Below are 20,490 nucleotides of genomic sequence, written 5' to 3'. Positions count from 1 at the left end.
CCTGTAGGGTTCTGCCAACCCCGACCGGATGAAACCGAGAAAACCACCCCGAGGAGATTCATGAGCCCGCGGATCGCACCTCATCCGCCTCATGGTCACGCAAGGTGCCGGTCCCTGATTCACGAAGGAGATATCACCTTGCGTGCATTCATGCCGCTGTGGTGGGTCCTCATGTGAGAGCCCGCCGCACCCAGGTCGGGCCGGGCCCCGCTGGGGCCCGGCGCCGCCGGCCGTCAGTCCCGGCGGCGGCGCCGAAGGACGACTCCTTCGGCGAGCAGGATGTTCCTGGTTCGCCCGTAGGACATTCCGTAGGTCGCCGCGAGCTGCCGGATGGTCCGGCCGTCGCGGTAGGCGTTGACCAGACCGGGCGGAGTGGGCGGCAACGGAATCCGGGGCGGCCGCAGCGTGACACCGGCGTCGATCAGCGCCCGGCGGATCCGGCGGTAGCTGTACGGATGGCGCCCGACGAGGCTTTCGATGGTTTCGCCGGCGACGTAGTCGGCCACGAGCTGCCGCACGACGTCGTCGGGGATCGGGTCCGGCGAAGGCGAGGCTCTGTGCTCGTCGCTCACCAGATCATCGCCGCCCCGAACAGCTGGTCGCACGGTCCGCTTCCAGCGAACGACATCGCTGCCGACGGGCAAAACCGCCAACCGGGTGGTGACATCGTGGTCATGGCGTGCTTCGCTCCTTGGCTAGGTGCGTGGCTTGCCTTGCCCTGGTGCGAGTGGGTTGCCGGGAAACCATGACGCGGATTCGACCATTTGTGTCCGCGGTTACACCAGCGGCCCAACCGGGATTTCGAGTGCGTTGTCGACCACTGTGGACAGTCATGGCCCTCATGGTCGACGTGAGCAAGGGAATCCGGGAATCCCGTTGTCGCGAATGGTGGACGTCGGAAACTCACGAACAACCGGAAAGACTGACAGGCTAACGGTCCCGGCGGGGGCGAGGCGGCAGCATCGCCACCGTGTCCGGCTCCCCCTCGCGGGCCGGAGGGATCACCGGCTCCGCCGCGTCGAGCTCCGCGACCAGCTTGTCGAGCTCCGCCGCCCGCTGGGCGCGGGCCCGGCCGCGGTAGAGCTCCGCCGCCTCGACCCACAACGCCCGGGCGTCCGTCCGGTTCCCGTGCTCACGCAGGATCGCCGCCAGCGTCGACAACGCCCTGGCCTGCCCCGTGGCGTGCCCGGTCCGGTCCGCCAGCTGGACCGCGCGGTGGGCGTACCACAGCGCGGCCCGCGGGTTGCCCTGCTCGTGCCGCAGCCGGGCCAGCACCGTGTTCAGCTTCATCACCGACGGCAGGTTCAAGCTCTTCGGCGCCAGCTCCGACGCACGACGGCACTGTTCGTCCGCCTCGGGTAAGCGGCCCAGGTCCGTCAGCAGCGCTCCTTGGGCCGTGTGGATCTGCAGCCGTGCCGTCGCGTCGTCCGAATCCCGCAGGTAGTCCACTGCCTCGGTGTACAGCCGCAAGGCCTCCTGGTCGAAGCCGCCCGCGGTCACCAGCGCGTTCGCCAAGCGGTAGGTCGCGCCCGCGCACAACGACGGCTCCCCCAGCTCGTAGGCCAGCTCCAGTCCCAGCCGGCACCGCACCGCGGCCTCCGGCGCGCGACCGGCGCGCAGGTGCCAGCGCGCCAGGTTCAACGTCGAGACGATTCGTCCCAGGGAAAACCCGTCCCGTTCGGCCAGCACCACGGCGCGCTGGAGGTGGCTCTCCGCCTGCTGTTCCTCACCGACGTGCATCAAGACGACCCCGAGGTCGTTCAAATGCGAGCCCAGCACCTGACGCAACTGCGGAGCGGCATCACCCGCCCCGGGCAAGACTTCCTCGACACTGCGGATCGCGGTCGTCAAACAACTGATCACATCGGCGAAGTACCCCTTCTCGATGAACAGCTCGGTGAACAGCGCCGGGAGGTAGGTGATCTCCGGCAGCCCCGCCGCGGCGGCCACCGCGACGATCTCGACCAGCAGGTTCTTCTCGCGCACCACCCACTGCCGGGCCGGGGCCGCGCCTGCGAACCCGGCGCCCGGCCACCTCAGGCTGGTGGCCGGCAGCTGCGGCGGCGGCTTGTGCGGGAAGACCACGCGGTGCGCGTCGCGGGCCATCAACAAGTAGAACTCGAACATCCGGCGTCGCACCGCTGTGACGTCTTCCAGCTGCGCCGCCAGCGAAGCGGCGTACGCGTGCAGGAGGTCGTGAACGCGGTAGCGGTCCAGATCACTGGGGTGCTCCAGCAGGTGCGCCGCCGCCAGCACGTCCAGCGACCGCCGCACCGCCGGGAGCGGGCGGCCGTCTGCCGCCGCCACCGCTTCCGCCGTCACCTCCGCGCCCGGGTGGACGCCGATCACCGCGAGCGCGCGCCGCTCGCCCGGCCCCAAAGCCTGGTAGGACACCGTGAACGCGGCACGCAGGCTCCGCTCTTCGTGCCCCAGGTCCAGCAACATGTCCGCGTCGCGCAGCTGCCCGGCCAACGTCGGGAGCAGGGTGCCCGTGCGGGCCAGCGCCCGGTCGGCCACCAGCGTCAGCGCCAGCGGGTTGCCGCGGCAGACGCGCACCAGCTCGGCCACGCCGAGGCGGTCCTCCCGGGCGCGGCGGCCGATCCGGCGCTCCAGCAACGCCGTCGCGGCCGGCGGGTCCAGCGGCGCCACCGTCACCACCGGCGGGGACACCGTCGCGGCCAGGGACGGCAGCCGCCAGCGTGACACCACCAGCACCGTGCACGCGGCCAGCACCCCCAGCAGCGGCGCGACCTGCTCGCGGCTGCGGACGTTGTCGAGCAGCACCAGCAGCGGCCGCTGCCGCAGCAGCGCCGACAGCTTCGCCGCCCGCGCCACCGGGTTCACCACCTGGTCGACCGGGAAGTCCAGCAGGGACAACAAGGTGTCGACGACCTCACCGCTGTCCGCGGACGCCGCCTGGCTGTCACCGCGCAGGTCCAGCAGCGCGACGCCGTGCCGGAAGCGGCGGCGCGCCCGGTGCGCCCACCGCACCACCGCCGTCGACTTGCCCACGCCCGGCGCCCCGGTCACCACGACGACCCCCGGGCGCGGCGCCCCGCTGGAGTCGGAGGTGAAAGCGTCGAGCTCCGCGAGCAGTCCGGCCCGGCCTTCGAGCTCGTCGCAGTCCGGCGGGACGTGCCACACCGCCGGGCGTTCCGGCTCTTCTTCCGCGCGCACCCGCACCACCTGACGCGGGAAGCCGCCGTCGCCGTCGAGCACCTCCTCGTGCACGGCCCGCAGTTCGTCGGCGGCTCGCTGCTCTCCCGCTTCGAGGTACCGCCGGCGCGTCGCCAGGTAGAACTCGGTCACCTCACCCGGCCGGTCCGACGCGACCAGGGCCCGCAGCCGCAGCTTCGCCAGGCTCAGCTCCAGCGGGTGGGCGTGGTCGAGCTCCAGCAGCCGGCCGAGCGCGACGTCGGCCTGGCCGTCGGCGAGCAGTTCGCCGACCAGGAAGGCGTTCGCGGGCAACCACTGGCTGCGCAGCCACCGCGCGCGCCAGTCATCGGCGCGCCGGGTGCGCAGGTCGAACAGCGGCTCGTCCCGCCACAGCCGCATCGCCGCCTGCGCCTCGACCTGGGCGCGGTGGTGGTCACCCCGGTCACGCAGCTCCCGCGCGCGGCCGAGCACGGTGCCGAACACGACGTGGTCGACCAGCGCCGGGTCGATTTCCACCACACACCCGTTCTTGCCGACGCCGACGTGCGCCGGCACGCGGTTCGCCTGCAGCGCCTGGCGCAGGTGCGCGGCGTTCTGGTGCAAGGTCGCCAAGGCGCCGCGCGGCACGTTTTCGTGGTCGGCCCACACCCATTCCACCACCGCGTCGACGGGAAACCGGTGGTTCGGGTGGGTCAGCAACGCGGCGAGCACCTGCCGCGACCGCGGCTGGGCCCACTTCACGTCCGTTTTCCCGTGCAGCAGCATGGCCGTTTGCCCGAGTATTCCGAACCCGATTTCCACCCCGACCCCCTTCGCCGTGGTGAAGGGCGCTCACCACCCGCTCCTCCGTGGCCATTTTCCCACTGCCGCGCCGGAAACACCACGTCAGCGCCGCGGTTGACGATCTTCGTTGATCATTTGTCAACCGGCGGAACCACAGGCCGAAAGCATTTTCTCAACGGCGTGGCCCACCCTCGTGACAACAACTGGACAACCCACGAGGAGTAAACGATGGCACCCGATGACAGCTGGCACTTCACGTGCGGACATCGCCGCGGCACGGTCGTCACCGAGGTTTCGCCCAACGGGAACGGCCGCGCCGACGCCTTGATCGCGCCACCCCGGTCCTGCTTCGCCGACGGCCGGGCCGAACTGGCCGCGGCGTTCGACCGGCACCCCGGACTGGCCATTGCGGCGGTCGTGATCGGCCCGGCGGAGCTGCTGCTCGGTGACCACACCGGCGACACCACGCTCCTCGGCCACGACGAAGCCGGGCCCGCGGCCGTGGCCGCGTTCGTGTGGGTCGCGACGGGCCGGCGGTTGCGGGAGCTGGCCTCGCTCAGCCGGCTTCCGGCGCACGAGCGCCCGGTCCGGGCCCGCTTCGACCACGGCAACACGGTGCTCGCGGGTGAGCTGGTCGTCAGTGTGGGCGGCCCCGGCCGGCGCGACGAGCACTTCCGCCTCGGCCGGCGCCGGTCGTGAGCCGCCGCGGGTCAGCCGGCGACGACGTCGCCGCCCTGGATGACGTGGCGGAAGTGCTTCGGCTCGGCCAGCACCCCGATGTCGGCCAGCGGATCTCCGTCCACCACCAGGAGGTCCGCGTGCGCGCCCACGGCCAGCGTGCCGATCTCGCCCGTCAGGTTCAGCAGGTCCGCCGCCGTCGACGTCGCCGAGCGGAGGACGTCCAGCGGAGACTGGACCTCGGCGCGCAGGCGGAACTCGTGGTTCTGGTGGCGGTGCATGCCGCCCAGCAGGTCGGTGCCGTAGACCAGCTTCACGCCGGCGCGGGCCGCGCGCTCCAGGGCCGCCAAGCCCGCGCCGAGCACGTCGTCGACCTTGCGCCAGCTCGACTCCGGGAGGCCGTGCTCGCGGCCTTCCTCCTTCAGCGCCCAGTACGTCACCAGGGTCGGCACCAAGAACGCGTCCTGCGAGAGGAACAGCGAAACGCTCTCGTCGTCCAGCAGGTTGCCGTGCTCGATCGACCGGACGCCCAGTTCCAGCGCCCGGTTGATCGCCCGGGCGGTGTACGCGTGTGCCGCCACATAACGGTTCGCGGCCGTCGCCTCCTCGACGATCGCGCGCAGCTCGTCGGCCGAATACTGCGTCGAGTCGATGCGGTCGGTCGGGGACGCGACTCCGCCGGACGCCATCACCTTGATGTGGTGGGCGCCCTTGCGCAGCTCGTCGCGAGCCGCGGCGCGAACGGCGTCGACACCGTCGGCCACGCGGCCGAGGCCCGCGCAGCACGGGTGGTCGTCCCGCGCGTGGGCGCCGCGGGTGCGGCTGTCGCCGTGGCCGCCGGTCTGGCTCAGCGCGCGCCCGCAGAACAGCAGCCGTGGCCCGCGAAACAGCCCTTCCGCCTGTGCGTCGGCGAGCCCGAAGTCCGCGCCCGAGGCGTCGCGGACCGTGGTGAACCCGCGGTCGAGCATCCGGCTCATCGTGCGGGCCGCGTGGGCGGCCACATAGGACGGTGACGACGACGGCAGCGACCCCAGGTCCGCCGTCGACGCCGTCACGTGCACGTGTGCGTCGACCAGGCCCGGCAGCACGACCGCGCCGCGCGCGTCCAGCGTCGGCACGTCGGCGGGAGCGAGACCCGGCCCGGCCTCCACGATGCGCCCGTCCGAAACGCGCAGGTCGCCTTCGGTGTACTCCCCGGACAGCGGGTCGAGCAGCCGGGCGTTGCGCAGCAGCAGGGATCCGGTCACTGGTTCTCCTCCTTCTCTTCGAGCACGGCCAGGTCGAGCAGGGCGGACACGGCCAGCGGCGCGAGCGACTCGGCCACCACCACCGCATCGTCGTCGTAACTGCCTTCCGCGTCGAGGATGTTGAGCACCCCGAGCGTCCGGCCGTCGGCGACCACCGGCACGTTGATGACCGAGCCGCAGCCGAGCCCCTCGATCAGGTCGTGGTCGGCGAAGATCTCCCGCACCGCCGCGCGGTCCGGCCCGAAGTACGGCTGCTGCGCGCTGATGCACTTCTCGAGCCAGCCCGCGGCGACCTCGACGGTCTTCTCCCCGCCGACCGGGTACTCCGCCGGGTGGCTGCTGTGCACCCGCCGCAGCGCGCGGCGCTCCGGGACCCAGGCGAGCACCGTGAACAGGCGCACCCCGATGGCGTCGCGCACCCGTTCCTCCACAGTGGACAGACTCACTTCGTCATCTCCTTCGCGGCCGCCACCGGGGCGCCGTGTTCGGTCAGTTCTTCCAGGGACCGGCCCGCGGTGGACAGGCCGAACACGAGCACGCAGAGCACCCCGGCCGCCAGGACCGCCGTCGTCAGGCCGAAAACGCCGGCGAAGCCGAGGCTCGCCGAGGACAGGCCGATGATCGTCGGCGCGAGGATGCTGCCGACCCGGCCGAACGCGCTGGACAGGCCGGTGCCGCTGGCGCGGATCCAGGTCGGGAACACCTCGGGGGTGTAGGAGTACACACCCGCGTAGGTGCCGTTGAGGAAGAACGACAGCACCGCCCCGGCGAGCGTGATCGACCACGGCGCGCTCGTCTGGCTCAACCAGAACGCGCTCACCGCCGAACCGGCGAGGTACAGCGCGATCGTGTGCTTGCGGTCGAGCCGCTCCGACAGCCACGCGGCGGAGAAGTACCCGGGCACCTGGGCCAGGTAGATGATGATCGAGAACTCGAAGCTCTTCGTCACCGTGATGCCGCGTTCCACCAGCAGCGTCGGGATCCACGAGAAGAAGCCGTAGTAGGAGAACGTGATCACGAACCAGACGGTCCAGATCACCGCCGTCCGGCGCGCCATCGCGGGGCTCCACAGGAACTTCAGTGCGCTGAAGAGGGTGACCTTCGGGGTTTCGGTCGTGGGTTGGGCGTCGGCGGGCGGCACCGGCGGGAGTGCCGCGCCGGTGGCCTTTTCGACGTCCCGCTCCAGCTTCGCGACGACGTTTTCGGCCTCGGCGGTCCGACCTTGGGCGAGCAGGAACCGCGGCGACTCGGGCAGCGAACGCCGCCACCACAGCAGCATCACGATCGGCAACGCGGTGACGAGCTGCGCGGCCCGCCAGCCTTCGTCGAACGACGGCACCACGAACCGCCCGATCAGCGCGGCCGCGACAAAACCGAAGGAGAAGAACCCGGCGAGCGCGCCGACGAACCAGCCGCGCCGCTTGGCCGGGACGAACTCCGACAGGAACGGCGCGATGATCGCGCTTTCCGCGCCGGCGCCCGCGCCGGCCAGCACCCGGGCGCCGAGGAAGATCTCGTAGTTGGGCGAGAAGGACGCGATGACGGAGAACAGCGCGTAGAAGGCCAGCGCGTACATCATGACCTTCTTGCGGCCGATGCGGTCGCCGAGCAGGCCGGCGGCGACGGCGCCGAAGAGGAAGCCGAACGGCGTCGCCGAGCCGATCAGGCCGAGCTGGCCGTTGTCGAGGCCCCACGCCGCCTTCGCGCTGGGCAGCAGGAAGGCGACCACCGCGGAGTCCATGCCGTCGAAGGTGTACCCGAGGCCGCCGATGAGCAGCAGTTTGTGGTGGGGCCGGCTCAGCGGGAGCCGATCCAGTCGAGCCAGCAGCGTCATGGGGAACGCCTTCCGTGTCCAGCGTCGAAGGGTGGGGAGTGCGGACAACGTATACTGCGTTTCCGCAGTTTTGCAACGTTCATTGCAGGACGACATTCCTGCGATACGGTCTACGCGATCGAGGGAGGGGGCCGAGGTGGCGGAGACCGACGACGGTTTCGAGGGCTGGCTGCGGGACCGGCTGCCCGAGCGCGGGCTGCGGCCGAAGTCGGCCGCGGTGCTGGAAGTGCTGGTCTCCCAGCCGAGGCGGGCCTCCTTCGGCTCGACGGCCGAGCTGGCGCAGCTCGCCGGCGTCAACGTCGCGACGGTGACCCGCACGGCCCAGGCGCTGGGCTTCGCCGGCTGGCCGGCGCTGCAGCAGGAGCTGCGGGCCCGGTACATGTCGTCATTGAGCGCGCCGCAGGTCGCCGAAGAGCACCGCGGGGTCGACTCGCCGGGGTCGGCGTCGCTGCGCCGGGACCTCGACAGCCTGGCCCTGCTGAACCGCCGGTTCGACGAAGGCGTGCTGCGCGAGGTCGCTCGCGCGATCGCCGCGGCGCGCCGCACGCTGGTGATCGCGGACGGCAGCTACGCGGCCGTCGGGATCGCGTTGGCGCACAACGCCCGGCTCGCGGGCTACGACGTCCACGCCGTCACGGGCGGCGACGCGGAGCTCGCGAACCAGACCGCGAAGCTCACCGCCGACGACGTCCTGGTGGCGATCAGCTTCTGGCGGCTGTACGAGAGCACGGTCCTGGCCGCGAACGAGGCGAAGAGCCGCGGCGCGCGGGTCTTCGCCATCACGGACGCGGCCAGCCCGGCGCTGGCGAGCGCCGCGGAGCACGTGTTGATGGTGCCGGCGGAGGGCGTGACGTTCTTCCCGTCGCTGACCGCGGGCATGGCGCTGGCCCAGGCGATCGTCGCCCAGCTGGCGGCGGTCGACCCGGCGCGCACGAGCGAGTCGATCGAGGCGGCGGAGGCGATGTGGTCGCGGTTCGACCTGCTGCACCGGCGACCGTCCGCCAAGTCCGTGTGACCTGAGTCACCTCGCGACGGTTTTCCGCGCTCCCCCAGGTCTTGATCCGGTCCACACCGCGTCAACCACCCCGAGAGAGCCTGATGCCTGCCACCGCCGTTGTCACCGGAGCCGGCCGCGGCTTCGGCCGCGCGATCGCCGCCGCCCTCGTCGCCACCGGACGCACCGTCGTCGGCATCGCGAAGTTCGTCCCGCTCACCGCCGACGTCACCGAGGAGAACCTCGCCGAAGACGTGCTCCGCGAGCACCGGCCCGGCCTGCTCGTCCTCAACGCCGGCGCCGTGCCGCACCTGGCGCCGGTGCACGAGCAGACCTGGGGAGACCTTCAGCCGCAACTGGCACGTCGACACGCGGCACGTCTTCGCCTGGACGCGCGCCGCGCTGCGGCAGCCCCTCGCGCCCGGCGGCGTGGTCGTCTCGACGTCCAGCGGGGCGGCCATCGGCGGCTCACCGCTCAGCGGCGGGTACGCGAGCGCGAAGGCCGCGATCCGGTACCTGCGCGCGTACGCCGCGGAGGAGTCGGACCGCGCGGACCTCGGCCTCCGGTTCGCCACGCTCCTGCCCCAGCTGACTGCGTACGCTCTGAAAGCCATGCCCGACTTCGCCGCGGAGACCGAGCCGTTCCGGCCGGAGCTGCTCGCGCACTGCTACCGCCTGCTCGGCTCGATCCACGACGCGCGTGGCGCGGGTTCGCCGCGTTCGAGCGGCGTTCGTCGGTGCGGCGCCGGCTGTACAAGATCGCGTTCCGCGCCGCCGAGGTCGCGGAGCTGCTCGACACGACGTCGGCGGCGGTCGACAGCACGCTGCGCCGCGCCCGCGACCGGCTGGCCCAGGCGAACCCGGTGGAGGCGGACCTGGCCGAACCGGCCGGGCAGAGCGCGGTGCTCGACCGGTACGTCGACGCGTTCGCCCGAGCCGACCCCGAATGCGCCGGTGCGGCTGCTGCGCGCCGACGTCAAGCTGGAGATGCTCCCGATCCCGACGTGGTTCACCGGCCGCGACGCTGGTCGCGGCGTTCGCGCTGGGACCTACTGCCGGCTCATCCGCTTCGTGAACCGCGCCGCGACGTCGCGCAGCTTGGTGTTCGTGTGCTGCGACTCCACGATCAGCCGTTGCATCGCGGCGTCCTCGCTCACCCGGTGGATCAGCATCAGCATGCCCTTGGCCTGCTCGATCACCGCGCGGCTCTCCATCGCGTTGCTGAGCTCGTCGGCGAGGCCGCGAGCTTCGCGGTAGCGGCGGGTCAGGCGCAGGACCGTCTCCACGCAGAGGGTGAACAGGCGCAGCACTTTGGTGTCGAACTCGTGGTAGCCGTGGGCCCCGAAGCCGAACAGCGTGATCGCGCCGACGAGCGTGTCGTCCACACGCAGCGGCACCGCGAGGTAACTGCCGACCCCCAGCTCCTTCGCGGCGGCGACGAACTCGGGCCACCGTGCCCCGGTCTCGCCGACCGCGACCCGCACGACCTCGCCGGTCAGCGCGGCGAGCAGGCCGGGCCCGTCCCCCGCGGCGTACTGGACGTCGTCGATGCGCCTCGCCCGTTCGTCGGTGAAGGCCGCGGTCTGCGTCGAGCCGTCGCGGACCACCAGGATGCTGGCCAGGTCCGCGTCGGGCACCACCCGGACCGCTTCGCCGCAGACGGCGTCGAGCAGGCCCGGGGTGCCGGACGCCGATTCGAGGACCCCGACAAGGTCGGCGAGCACGGCGTTCAGCTCGTCGACCCGCTCCGCCATGCCGTCACCGGTGCTCGGCACAGCCCACCTCTCCCCATGCGTCAAGCGGCGAGCACGAGAAGGGGCTCGCCAGCAGCGTCAACCGAGACCACCGCTGGCGTTTCAACGGGTCCGCGAGGACTCTACCGGCCGTACCCCCGGGATGAACGCAGGCCGCCGCTCGGGGCGGCGCGGGTCAGACCTTCTGCCGCGCCCGGAACTCCGCCACCTTCGCCCGGTTCCCGCACGACCGCATGTCACACCACCGCCGAGCCTGCTTCCGGGAGTTGTCGACATACAACCGAGTGCAGTCCGGCGCCGCGCACTCCTTGATCGTCGCCGGGCCGCCGAGCAGGTCCACCGCCGCGCGAGCCACCGTCGTCAGCACCGCCTCCAGGTCGCCGGTCCGGCGCACCGAACCGTCCTCCGCGAGGCTCGTCCGCACCACCGGGCCCGCCGCCGCCTCGTTCAGCACCCTCCGGTCGGCCGCCCGGAAGCCGGTTCCGCCGATCGACGCCAACGCCAGCTGGTACACCGCTTCGCGCAGACGCACGGCCGCCGCGAGCCCCTCCTCGGAAACCGTCACGGGGCGGCTGACCAGGTCCGCGCCCGCCACCCAGCGGGCCAGGTCGGCCGGGGTCGCGAGCAGCTCCTGGACGTCGCTGCGGCGGTGGCCGACCGTGCCGACCAGGTCCAGGGCGAGGTTGCCGGTGCCGAACTTGAGCTCCACCCTCTCAGCGTAACCCCCTGGACAGGTTACCGCCAAGGCTGTTAGCTTCTCGGTAACTACACAGACCGGTTACCGGGGAGTCCGATGAAGGCAGAGCAGGCCGTCCGCCCGCTGTTCGTGGTGCTGTGGAGCAGCGCCTTCATCGCCGCCGTGTTCGGGACGGGTGCGGTGCCACCACTGCTGCTGACGTTCTGGCGGTTCGCCCTCGCGGGGGTGCTGCTCGCCGGGATCGCCCTCGTCACGCGCTCGCCGTGGCCGCGCGGGAAGCAGCTGCTGCACGTCGCCGTCACCGGGCTGCTCATGCAGGCCGTGCAGTTCGGCGCGTTCTACGTCGCGATCGCGCACGGTCTGCCCGGCGGGGTCGTCGCCCTCGTCCAAGGCCTCAACCCGGTGGTCATCGCCCTGCTGGCGGGCGGGGTGCTCGGCGAGCGCATCACCCGCGCGCAGTGGCTCGGCTTCGCGATCGGCGGCGCCGGGGTGGCGCTGGCCGTGGCCGACCAGCTGCACGTCTCGGCGTTCGGCATCGTCCTGTGCTTCGTCGGCCTCCTCGGCCTCAGTTTCGGGACGGTGTACCAGAAACGCTTCGCCACGGGCACCGACGTCCGCAGCAGCACGGCGGTGCAGTTCCTGGTCAGCGCGCCGGTCGTCGGACTCGGGTCGCTGCTGCTCGAGACGCAGCACGTCGGCGACTGGACGGCGTTCGGCCTCTCGCTGACCTGGATCGTGCTCGTCAACTCCGTCGGCACGTTCCTCCTGCTCAACCTCATGCTGCGCAAGCAGGCCGCCAGCCGCGTCGGCACGCTGTTCTTCCTGACCCCGGCCGTCACGGCGCTGCTGGCCTGGCTGATCAACGGCCAGACCCTGGACGCCGTCACCATCACCGGCCTGGTCCTCGGCGGGGCGGGTGTTCTGCTGGCCGCCCGCCCCGCCCGGGTCAGCGAGCCACGGCCTGCCAGCGCTGGTTCGGCCCGTTCGTCGGCCGGTACAGCCCCACCCGCGCCCCGTCCTCCCGTGCCTCACCGGTGACGTCGAGCAGCTGCCCGTCCGCGGCGTTGACGAACGTCCAGGTGCCGTCACCGGTCGTCGACAGCGTCCACAGAGCTCCGGTCGCGCCGGGCGGCGCCAGGGTCACCGCCCCGCCGGACGCGGCGAGCACCTGGCCCGTCGCCGCCGACGTGATCGTGAACCGGTCGCGGTTGCCGTAGCGGCCCGTGCGGTCGGTGAGCGTCCAGCGCTGCGCGGCCGCCGAAGCGTCCGTCGTGCGCTGGAGCAGCACCCCGTTCTCCGCCGACAGGGACTTTCCGCTTTGGACGCCGGTGAAGCTGAACGGCTTGCCCGAGCCGAGTCCTGTCCCCGCGGCCGCCGAGGAGACACCGTCGACCACCAACGTCGTCACCGACCGCGCCGGCACTCGCAGCGTCGCGCGCCCGGACGTCACCCGCACCGGCTTGCCCCGCTTGAGCGCGCCGGTGACGTCGGTGACGACCGGCGTCACCGAGGCGCCGGGCCGGATCGTGCCGAAGCCGGACAGGTCCAGCGTGACGTCCTGCTCGGTCGTCCCGGAGTTCGTGTGGACGACCGTCGCCAGGTTCTCGCCGCGCATCGCGGCCGTCGACGCGGGGTCGTTCACCGCCACCAGCCGGTCGCCCGGCCGGATGTAGTGGGTGAAGTTCCGCATGGTGTCGAACTTCGTGTTCGTCCTGATCGGACAGTCCACTGACGAGCAGCCGAACGGCACCTGGATCTCGCCCCAGTTCATCCCGGCCGCGGTCTCCCCGCCGGGCTTCATGTTGTCGTAGTCCTCGATCGGCTGCCAGCCCACCCACGCGCCGGGCTCGAGCAGCCGGAGGTCGTCGGTGATCTGCGCGGCCATCCCGAGTCCCGGGTCCATGCTGGTGAAGTCCTGCCGGTCCAGCCAGCTCCCGCCGACCTCGCTCATCCACAGCGGCTTGCCCGCGCCTTTGGCGATGTCCCGTGGGACCGTCCGGTTGCCGGTGCCGTAGGTGTGCACGTTGAGCCGTCCGGCCGCCGCGCGCGCCGCGGCGGACCAGCCGGCCCAGTCCGCGGCGAAGAGGTCCGGGTTGGTTTCGTCGGGCGCGGAGACCGTGGTCCCCGGCAGCGCCGCGGCCATCGCCGGGATCAGCTGCGCCTGGACCGACGGCCCGGCGTGCGCGCCTTCCTGGCGCCCGCCGGTCGGGTTGCCGTCGGCGCCCAGCGTGGTCTTCCAGTAGTTCGTGGTGGGCTCGTTCAGCGGGTCGACCGACGAGAACCTGATGCCGTGCGCGCGTTCGAGCGTCCGCACCACCTGCGCCAGGTACGCGGTGAAGTCACCGATCCGGTCGGTGCGCAGCTGCTCGGCGGTCGCGATGAAACCGCCCGAGACGTAGCCCGAGACCGTCTGGAAGTACGGCGGCGAGTTGCTGAACGCCTCCCACTTCGAGACGCGGTCCTTGATGCGGTCGACCCACCAGCGCTGGTTCGGGTCGGCGGCGGTGGTGAACTCGGCGGGGTCGCCGGGGTCCACCAGTCCTGGTCGGCTCGGGTGGTGCCGGCCGGCGCCCGCCACCAGCCCGGGACAGCGCCGCCCGGACGCAGGTACGGCGGGACGTCGGGCGCGTTGCCTCCGCCGATGTTGAAGCGCGCGATGTTCAGGTTCAGCCCGTCGGCGCCGAAGACGAGGTCGGCCAGCCTGGTCCGGACCGCGTCCGGGTACCCGCCGGTCGCCTCGGCCATCCACGCCAGGCTGGCGCCCCAGCCTTCGAACGGCTGCTGCCGGTACGTCGGGTCGGGTTTCACGGTCACGGCGGTGGCCGCGGACGCCGGCGCCGCGATGACTCCCGCCGCGGCTAGTGGTACACAAAGGACGGTCAGGAAACGCCGCAGGTTCATCGTCGAACTGCCTTTCGTTCCGGTGGAGCGACTTTCAGGCCTCCGTGTGCCCCAGCAGCGGCCGCGGGACGAACCGGGCCGCCGGGTCGAGCATCGTGTCCAGTTCGAGGACCACGAGCCGGTTGGCGCCCGCCCGGACGACCGGCCGCGGCACGTACAGCGTCCGCTGCGGCCCGCGCCGCCAGTACCGGCCGAGCGGAAACCCGTTGAACCACACCATTCCCTTGCCCCACTCCCCGGTGTCGAGGAAGAGGTCGGCCGGCGTCTCGACGTCCACCGAAGCACGCAGCAGCACCGGCCCGGCGACCGGTCCCTCCACAGTGGACCGATAAGTCGGCTCGGGCAGCACCGCCAGGTCGAGCGGGAGTACGTCCCAGCCGGTCAGTGGCTCACCGTGCAGGACGGCGCCGCCGATGACACCCTTCGGCTCGCCGATGCGCGGGCCGTAGTCGACCCGGCCCTGGTCCTCGACCAGCACGAGCAGCTCGCCGGTCGCCCGGGGCAGGGCGATCGCGCGGTCGTGGTGCTCCCGCAGCAGCGTGCCCACGGGCTCGCCGTCGAAGAACACCGTCGCGCGGTCGCGGACCTCGCCGAAGGTCAGCACGCCGGGCCGCTCACCCGTCACGGACGTGCGCAGCAACGCCAGCCGCGGTGTCGGTGTCAGGTCGTCGAACGCCGGAACCTCCTCGTGGAACTCCCAGGTGCCCCAGCGATCGGGCGCGTCGAGCAGCCGGACGGGGTCGCCCAACGCGGCACGAAGAGCCGGGGCGGGCCGCGCCGGGGGCGGCACCGAATCCGGAACCTTGTGGTAGCGGGCGATGACGTCGCGGAAGGCGTGGTACTTCGGGGTCGGATCCCCGGCTTCGTCGAGCGGCGCGTCGTAGTCGTAGGAGGTCACCAAGGGCTGGTAGACACCTTTGTCGTTGGCGCCGCTGGTGAGCCCGAAGTTGGTGCCGCCGTGGAACATGTAGAGGTTGACCGACGCGCCCGCGGCGAGCAGCGTGTCGAGCTCGGCCGCCGCGGCCGCGGCGGGGGTGGTGTGGTGGTGGGCGCCCCAGTGGTCGAACCAGCCGTTCCAGAACTCACTGCACATCAGCGGCCCGGTCGGCTGGTGAGCGCGCAGGGTCGCGAGCCGCGCCTCGGCGTTCGACCCGAAGGACGCGGTGCGGTGCAGGCCGTCCAGGCTGCCGGCTTCGAGCATGTCCGGCTGGTCCACAGTGGTCAGTGGCACGGTGATCCCGCGGGACCGCGTGTGCTCGGCCAGCGCGCGCAGGTACCGCTTGTCGTCGCCGAACGCGCCGTACTCGTTTTCGATCTGCACGAGCAGTACGGGCCCGCCGCGGTCGATCTGCTGAGGCGCGACCACTTCGTAGACGTGGCTCAGGTATTCGCGCACGGCGGCCAGGTACCGCGGCTCGAACCGCCGCACCCCGACGGCAGGGTCGCGGAACAGCCACGCCGGCAGGCCGCCGTTGTCCCACTCCGCGCAGATGTACGGGCCGGGCCGGACGATCGCGTACATCCCGGCGTCGGCGACGAGCCGCAGGAACCGGCCGAGGTCGAGGCCGCCGGAGAGGTCGAACACGTCCGGCGACGGCGCGTGCGCGTTCCACGGCACGTACGTCTCGATGGTGTTCAGCCCCATCCGCCGGGCCTTGTCGATCCGGTCGGCCCACAGGTCCGGGTGCACCCGGAAGTAGTGCAGGGCGCCGGAAAGGATCCGGAACGGGTGGCCGTCGAGCAGGAAGTCGTTCTCCCCCAGCACGAACTCAGGCATGCGGACCCGCCAACCGGAGCGCGGTCCAGGACGCGGGCGGCAGTGTCACGGTGATCGTGGTCCCTCCGGGATCGGAAGTGGCGGTGGCGGGCAGTGGCGCCGGCTGCGCGTCGGTGAGGGTTTCGGCGGTGACGGCGTCGAAGTGCGCGCCGCGCAGCCGGATCTCGACGACGGTGCTCGACGCCGTCGCGCGGTTGGTCAGGAACACCGCGCCACGCCCGTCGCCGAGCGTCGCGGCGGCGTCGACGAGGTCGACTTCCCCGTGCCGAGCGGTGTGCAGGCGGTCGCCGGTCACCGACAGCCGCAGGCTCGACCCCCGGGCCAGCTCCGTGACGAGCTTGAACGGGTGGAACGTGGTCTGCCGCCAGGCCGGCCCGCCGGGTTCGGTGCGGATCGGCGCGATGACGTTCACCAGCTGCGCCTGGTTCGCCATCGTGACGCGGTCGACGTTGCGCACCAGCGAGCTCAGCAGCGAGCCGACGACCACCGCGTCGGTCACCGTGTAGTCGTCCTCGATGATCCGCGGGTGCTCCCGCCAGCCGCCCGCGGCGAGCCGGGCCTGGTCGGCCTCGTTCCAGCGGCGCAGGTCCCAGACGTTCCACTCGTCGACGCTGATCCCGACGTCGAGCCCCAGCTCGTCGATGATCCCCGCCACCGCGCGGATGTACCGGTCCAGCGCGGCCCCGCTGGCCAGGTAGCTCGCGGTGTCGCCGTCGAGCTCCTGGTAGTAGGCGTGCAGCGAGATGTGGTCGACCAGGCCCGCGGTGTGGCGCAGCACCGTGCGCTCCCACTCGCCGAACGTCGGCATGTCCGCGTGGGAGCTGCCCGCGACGACCAGCTCGACGTCGGGGTCGATCATCCGCATCAGCCGCGCGGTCTCGGCGGCCAGGCGGCCGTACTCGCCGGCCGTCTTGTGGCCGATCTGCCACGGGCCGTCCACCTCGTTGCCGAGGCACCACAGCTTGAAGGCGAACGGCTCGTCGGCGCCGTTCGCGCGCCGCCGTTCGCTCAGCTCGGTGCCGCCCGCGTGGTTGCAGTACTCGAGGACGTCGGCGGCCTCCTGGAGGCCGCGGGTGCCGAGGTTGACCGCGTACATCACCTCGGCTCCCGCGGCTTCGGCCCACGCGGCGAACTCGTGCAGCCCGAAGCGGTTGGACTCGACGCTGTGCCAGGCCGGGTCGAGCCGGGCCGGGCGGTCCGGGCCCACGCCGTCCTCCCAGCGGTACGCGGAGACGAAGTTGCCGCCGGGGTACCGCAGGACGGTCGGCCCGAGCTCCCGGACCAGTTCCAGGACGTCGCCGCGGAACCCGCGTTCGTCCGAAGTGGCGTGACCGGGCTCGAACAGTCCCGTGTAGACACTCCGGCCCAGGTGCTCGACGAAGGAGCCGAACAGGCGGCGCGGGACGGGGCCGGCGACCTCGCCCGCGTCGCCTTCGATCACGACGCTCATCCGGCGCTGACCGTGAAGCCCTGCTGGTTGCCGTAGTCTACGAGCGCCTTCTGCCACTCGGCGAGCCCGGCGTCGAGCCCGGTGCCGTTCAGGTAGGCCTTGCCGACGGTGTCGCTGAAGACGCTGTTGGCGTAGGTCTGGTACGGCAGGTACGTCCAGCCCTTGGCGACGTCCTTCGACGCCTGCGTCAGCACCTGGTTGATCTTCTGGCCGCCGAAGTACGGCACGGCCTCGTCGACGAAGGCCGGCGACGTTAGGTCCGCCGTGGTGGCCGGGAACCCGCCGCTGGAGATGAACGGCTTGACGCCGTTGCCGTGGTTGAGCCACCGCACGAACGCCGCCGCCAGCGCCGGGTTGGCGCTCTGCTTGAGCACGGACTGGGTGCTGCCGCCGTTCTCCGCCGTCACCGGCTGCCCGTCGTAGGTCGGCATCGGCGCGACCGCCCACTTCCCGGTGCCGCCGGGGACCGAGGACTTGAAGTTGCCGGGCATCCAGGCACCGGTGACCAGGGAGGCGATGGTGCCGTCACCGAGCGCGCGGAACCAGTCGTCGGACCACTCCTTGACCGGGGCGAGCAGCTTGCCCTGGATCAGCTGGTCCCACAGCGCGGTCCACTTCTTCGCGCCCGCGTCGGCCAGGTTGATCTTGACGGTGCGGCCGTCGGCGCTGAACGGGCGCCCGCCCGCCTGCCAGATCATGCTGAGCGCGAACCCGGGGTCACCGGTGTCGGAGGTGATGTACTTCGCCGGGTCGGCCGCGTGCAGCTTCTTGGCCGCGGCGACGTACTCGTCCCACGTCTTCGGCACGGTGATGCCGTTCTTGTCGAAAACTTCCTTGTTGTAGAACAGGGCCATCGGCCCGGAGTCCTGCGGCAGGCCGAACGTGCCGTTGTTCACGCGAACACTCGACCACGTCGAAGCGCTGTAGTCCTTTTCGAACGCACCGAAGCCGAACTGGTCGAGGTTGGCCAGCGAGTCGGTCAGCGCGAACTGCGGGAGCGCGTAGTACTCGATCTGCGCGACGTCCGGGCCGCCGGTGCCGGCCTTGATCGCGTTCTGCAGCTTGGTGTACTCCTCCTTGTTCGTCCCCGCGTTCACGTAGTTGACCTTGACGTTCGGATATTCCTTCTCGAACGCGGCGACCTGGTCCTTGGCCGACGGCGTCCAGCTCCAGTACGTGATCGTCCCGCCCGCCTTCAGCGCGGCGTCGACGGAGTCCTGGGTGCCGGTCGCGGCGGCGGGCCCGGACGAGCTCCCGGAAGAGCAGCCGGCGGCCAGTGTCGCGGCGAGCGCCACGGCGAGGACCGCCTTGGCGCGACTGCGGATGCGTGACATCGAGTGTCCCTTCACGACGGTGTGACGGCTATTGCTTGACGCTCCCCGCGCTCAGCCCCGATTGCCAGAACCGTTGCATGAGCAGGAAAGCGAGGACGAGGGGAACGATCGTGAGCAGCGATCCGGTGAGCACCAGGTGGAAGATCGGCTGCGCGCCGGCGCCGTTCGCCTGCGCGCTCCACTGGTTGAGCCCCACGGTCAGCGGGTACCACTTGGGCTCGCTGAGCATGATCAGCGGCAGGAAGTAGTTGTTCCAGGTCTGCACCATCGTGAACAGCGCGACCGTCACGATCCCCGGGACCAGCTGCCGCAGCGTCACGGTGAGGAAGATCCGCAGCTCGCCCGCGCCGTCGATCCGCGCCGCCTCCAGCAGCTCGTCCGGGATGGCGTCGGCGGCGTAGACCCAGATCAGGTAGAGCCCGAACGGGCTGATCAGCGACGGGATGATGACGGCCAGCGGGGTGTTCGTCAGGCCGAGCTTGCTGAACATCAGGAACGTCGGCACGGCGAGCGCGGTCCCGGGCACGGCCACGGCGCCGAGCACCACGGCGAAGACACCCCGGCGGCCGGGGAAGCGGTACTTGGCCAGGCCGTAGCCCGCCGCGGTGGCCAGGACCGTCGCGCCGCCGGCGCCGGCCACGACGTAGAGCAGGGTGTTACCCAGCCAGCGGAAGAAGATGCCGTCGTTGTAGGTGAACGTCTGGGCGATGTTGTCGAACAGGGCGAACGGGCCGCCGAAGGACAGGCCAGACGTCGAGAACAGCGCCGTCTGCGTCTTCGACGCGTTGATCAGCAGCCACACCAGCGGCACCAGGGTGTAGAGCAGGTACAACGCCATGACGGCGGTGAGGACGCGCGAGCGGCGAGGCCGCGTCACCGAGAACGCGGCCACGTCACATCCCCTTCCGGGTGCCGCGCAGCTGCACGACGTAGGCGATGACCGCGGTGATCACGCCCATCACGATCGCGACCGTGGCGGAGTAGTTGTACTGCTGGCCGCCGAAGGAGAGGTTGTAGGCGTACATGTTCGGTGTGTAGAAGGTGCCGATCACGTTCGGCGCCAGCGTCCGCATGATGTTGGGCTCGTTGAACAGCTGGAAGCTGCCGATGATCGAGAAGATCGTGGCGATCACGATCGCGCCCCGGATCGCCGGGAGCTTGACGCTGAAGATGGTGCGGAACGCGCCGGCGCCGTCGATCGCGGCGGCCTCGAACAGCTCCTTCGGGATCACCTTCAGCGCCGAGTAGAAGATCAGCATGTTGTACCCGGCGAACTCCCACGTGACGACGTTGCCGATGGACGCAAGCATCCAGTTCTCCGACAGCGGTTTCACGACGTCCCGGCCGAGCAGGTGGTTGAGGTCCGCCGCGAGCCCGAAGTGGTCGCCGTACAGGAAGCCCCACATCAGGGCCGCGACGACGGCGGGCACCGCGTACGGCAGGAAGATCACGATCCGGAAGAACCCGGCGGTGTGCAGCCGGGCGCTGTCGATCGCGAGCGCCGCGACCAGCGCGAGCAGCAGCATGACCGGCACCTGCACGGCGAGGAACACCAGCACCCGCCGGAAGGACTCCCAGAACTTCGGGTCGCCGAGCACCTGCACGTAGTTGTCCGCGCCGACGAACACCGTGCCGCCGAAGAAGGCCTGGTCGCGGAAGAGGCTGAGCACGAACGCGTACCCGACGGGCGCGAGGAACGTCAGCAGGAACACCAGCATGAACGGGGCGACGAAGAGCCAGCCGCGCCACTGCCGCTTCGGGCGCCGGGCGGCTTTCGCGCGGGGCGGCGCCGGGATCGGCGGAGCCGCTGTGGACGTCATCGTCCCTCCGGTGGTTCGCGCGGATGTTAACGTCAACATGGACGACCGGAGGGTAACGTGTTGAC

The 20,490-nt window shown here is 71.4% G+C and carries 17 protein-coding genes; 3 read left to right on the top strand and 14 right to left on the bottom strand.

The window, feature by feature from the left end; genetic code table 11:
- Window positions 1-233: 233 nt before the first annotated feature.
- Both ACZ61C_RS06550 and ACZ61C_RS06545 read right to left on the bottom strand, forming a co-directional pair.
- Window positions 234-572 (bottom strand): helix-turn-helix domain-containing protein, encoded by a 339-nt coding sequence (locus ACZ61C_RS06550; protein ID WP_465303563.1) that lies wholly within the window; start codon window positions 570-572, stop codon window positions 234-236.
- Window positions 573-930: 358 nt separating this feature from the next.
- Window positions 931-3,957, bottom strand: a complete 3,027-nt coding sequence (locus tag ACZ61C_RS06545; RefSeq protein ID WP_465303561.1) for an AfsR/SARP family transcriptional regulator — start codon at window positions 3,955-3,957, stop codon at window positions 931-933.
- A gap of 210 nt (window positions 3,958-4,167) precedes the next feature.
- On the opposite strand from ACZ61C_RS06545, the gene ACZ61C_RS06540 reads away from it, so the two are divergent.
- Window positions 4,168-4,638, top strand: a complete 471-nt coding sequence (locus ACZ61C_RS06540; protein WP_465303559.1) for a hypothetical protein — start codon at window positions 4,168-4,170, stop codon at window positions 4,636-4,638.
- Window positions 4,639-4,649: 11 nt separating this feature from the next.
- Here the strand turns inward: ACZ61C_RS06540 and ACZ61C_RS06535 are convergent, their stop codons facing one another.
- Genes ACZ61C_RS06535 through ACZ61C_RS06525 form a run of 3 tightly spaced genes read right to left on the bottom strand, consistent with a single transcriptional unit; the run spans window position 4,650 to window position 7,698 of the window.
- Entirely contained in the window at window positions 4,650-5,864 is a 1,215-nt protein-coding gene (locus ACZ61C_RS06535) for a metal-dependent hydrolase family protein (RefSeq protein ID WP_465303557.1), read from the bottom strand.
- Window positions 5,861-6,310, bottom strand: coding sequence for a GAF domain-containing protein (locus ACZ61C_RS06530; RefSeq protein WP_465303555.1), 450 nt, complete (start codon window positions 6,308-6,310; stop codon window positions 5,861-5,863). The genes ACZ61C_RS06535 and ACZ61C_RS06530 overlap by 4 nt, the downstream gene beginning before the upstream one ends.
- Entirely contained in the window at window positions 6,307-7,698 is a 1,392-nt protein-coding gene (locus ACZ61C_RS06525) for an MFS transporter (RefSeq protein WP_465303553.1), read from the bottom strand. Before ACZ61C_RS06525 ends, ACZ61C_RS06530 begins: the two co-directional genes overlap by 4 nt.
- A gap of 136 nt (window positions 7,699-7,834) precedes the next feature.
- Here ACZ61C_RS06525 and ACZ61C_RS06520 point away from each other — a divergent pair, with 136 nt between their 5' ends.
- Window positions 7,835-8,713, top strand: coding sequence for a MurR/RpiR family transcriptional regulator (locus ACZ61C_RS06520; RefSeq protein ID WP_465303551.1), 879 nt, complete (start codon window positions 7,835-7,837; stop codon window positions 8,711-8,713).
- A gap of 647 nt (window positions 8,714-9,360) precedes the next feature.
- Here ACZ61C_RS06520 and ACZ61C_RS06515 read toward each other — a convergent pair.
- The 3 genes from ACZ61C_RS06515 to ACZ61C_RS06505 all read right to left on the bottom strand — a co-directional run bounded on the left by ACZ61C_RS06515 (window position 9,361) and on the right by ACZ61C_RS06505 (window position 11,155).
- Window positions 9,361-9,705: a hypothetical protein gene (locus tag ACZ61C_RS06515; RefSeq protein WP_465303549.1), complete on the bottom strand. Its 345-nt coding sequence runs from the start codon at window positions 9,703-9,705 to the stop codon at window positions 9,361-9,363.
- A gap of 36 nt (window positions 9,706-9,741) precedes the next feature.
- Complete coding sequence (locus tag ACZ61C_RS06510) at window positions 9,742-10,446, bottom strand: ANTAR domain-containing response regulator (protein ID WP_465304215.1); 705 nt, start codon at window positions 10,444-10,446, stop codon at window positions 9,742-9,744.
- Window positions 10,447-10,621: 175 nt separating this feature from the next.
- Window positions 10,622-11,155, bottom strand: a complete 534-nt coding sequence (locus ACZ61C_RS06505) for a CGNR zinc finger domain-containing protein (protein WP_465303547.1) — start codon at window positions 11,153-11,155, stop codon at window positions 10,622-10,624.
- An 84-nt stretch (window positions 11,156-11,239) separates the two neighbouring features.
- Here ACZ61C_RS06505 and ACZ61C_RS06500 point away from each other — a divergent pair, with 84 nt between their 5' ends.
- On the top strand, window positions 11,240-12,181 hold the full coding sequence (locus ACZ61C_RS06500; RefSeq protein ID WP_465303545.1) for a DMT family transporter: 942 nt from the start codon (window positions 11,240-11,242) through the stop codon (window positions 12,179-12,181).
- Here ACZ61C_RS06500 and ACZ61C_RS06495 read toward each other — a convergent pair.
- The 6 genes from ACZ61C_RS06495 to ACZ61C_RS06470 form a co-directional block, all read right to left on the bottom strand.
- Window positions 12,090-13,679, bottom strand: a complete 1,590-nt coding sequence (locus ACZ61C_RS06495; protein ID WP_465303543.1) for an RICIN domain-containing protein — start codon at window positions 13,677-13,679, stop codon at window positions 12,090-12,092. The genes ACZ61C_RS06500 and ACZ61C_RS06495 overlap by 92 nt on opposite strands.
- A 399-nt stretch (window positions 13,680-14,078) precedes the next feature.
- Window positions 14,079-15,821 (bottom strand): glycoside hydrolase family 35 protein, encoded by a 1,743-nt coding sequence (locus ACZ61C_RS06490; protein WP_465303541.1) that lies wholly within the window; start codon window positions 15,819-15,821, stop codon window positions 14,079-14,081.
- Window positions 15,814-17,271, bottom strand: coding sequence for an alpha-N-arabinofuranosidase (locus ACZ61C_RS06485; protein WP_465303539.1), 1,458 nt, complete (start codon window positions 17,269-17,271; stop codon window positions 15,814-15,816). The genes ACZ61C_RS06490 and ACZ61C_RS06485 overlap by 8 nt, the downstream gene beginning before the upstream one ends.
- A complete protein-coding gene (locus ACZ61C_RS06480) occupies window positions 17,268-18,605 on the bottom strand; it encodes an ABC transporter substrate-binding protein (protein WP_465303537.1) in 1,338 nt (445 codons plus the stop codon). The genes ACZ61C_RS06485 and ACZ61C_RS06480 overlap by 4 nt, the downstream gene beginning before the upstream one ends.
- A 28-nt stretch (window positions 18,606-18,633) precedes the next feature.
- Window positions 18,634-19,497: a carbohydrate ABC transporter permease gene (locus ACZ61C_RS06475; RefSeq protein ID WP_465303535.1), complete on the bottom strand. Its 864-nt coding sequence runs from the start codon at window positions 19,495-19,497 to the stop codon at window positions 18,634-18,636.
- A gap of 1 nt (window position 19,498) precedes the next feature.
- Window positions 19,499-20,425 (bottom strand): carbohydrate ABC transporter permease, encoded by a 927-nt coding sequence (locus tag ACZ61C_RS06470; protein ID WP_465303533.1) that lies wholly within the window; start codon window positions 20,423-20,425, stop codon window positions 19,499-19,501.
- Window positions 20,426-20,490 lie beyond the last annotated feature (65 nt).

It is taken from the genome of Amycolatopsis sp. NPDC104587 (assembly GCF_055583645.1).
The sequence above is the reverse complement of the archived record's forward strand: the minus strand, read 5'-3'. Positions and strand labels throughout refer to the sequence as shown.

What these genes read in the sequence shown, in the direction of transcription:
- ACZ61C_RS06540 (WP_465303559.1), top strand. Translation starts at nt 4,168, where the DNA reads ATGGCACCCGATGACAGCTGGCACTTCACGTGCGGACATCGCCGCGGC.
- ACZ61C_RS06525 (WP_465303553.1), bottom strand. Translation starts at nt 7,698, where the DNA reads ATGACGCTGCTGGCTCGACTGGATCGGCTCCCGCTGAGCCGGCCCCAC.
- ACZ61C_RS06510 (WP_465304215.1), bottom strand. Translation starts at nt 10,446, where the DNA reads ATGGCGGAGCGGGTCGACGAGCTGAACGCCGTGCTCGCCGACCTTGTC.
- ACZ61C_RS06500 (WP_465303545.1), top strand. Translation starts at nt 11,240, where the DNA reads ATGAAGGCAGAGCAGGCCGTCCGCCCGCTGTTCGTGGTGCTGTGGAGC.
- ACZ61C_RS06490 (WP_465303541.1), bottom strand. Translation starts at nt 15,821, where the DNA reads ATGCCTGAGTTCGTGCTGGGGGAGAACGACTTCCTGCTCGACGGCCAC.
- ACZ61C_RS06485 (WP_465303539.1), bottom strand. Translation starts at nt 17,271, where the DNA reads ATGAGCGTCGTGATCGAAGGCGACGCGGGCGAGGTCGCCGGCCCCGTC.
- ACZ61C_RS06480 (WP_465303537.1), bottom strand. Translation starts at nt 18,605, where the DNA reads ATGTCACGCATCCGCAGTCGCGCCAAGGCGGTCCTCGCCGTGGCGCTC.
- ACZ61C_RS06470 (WP_465303533.1), bottom strand. Translation starts at nt 20,425, where the DNA reads ATGACGTCCACAGCGGCTCCGCCGATCCCGGCGCCGCCCCGCGCGAAA.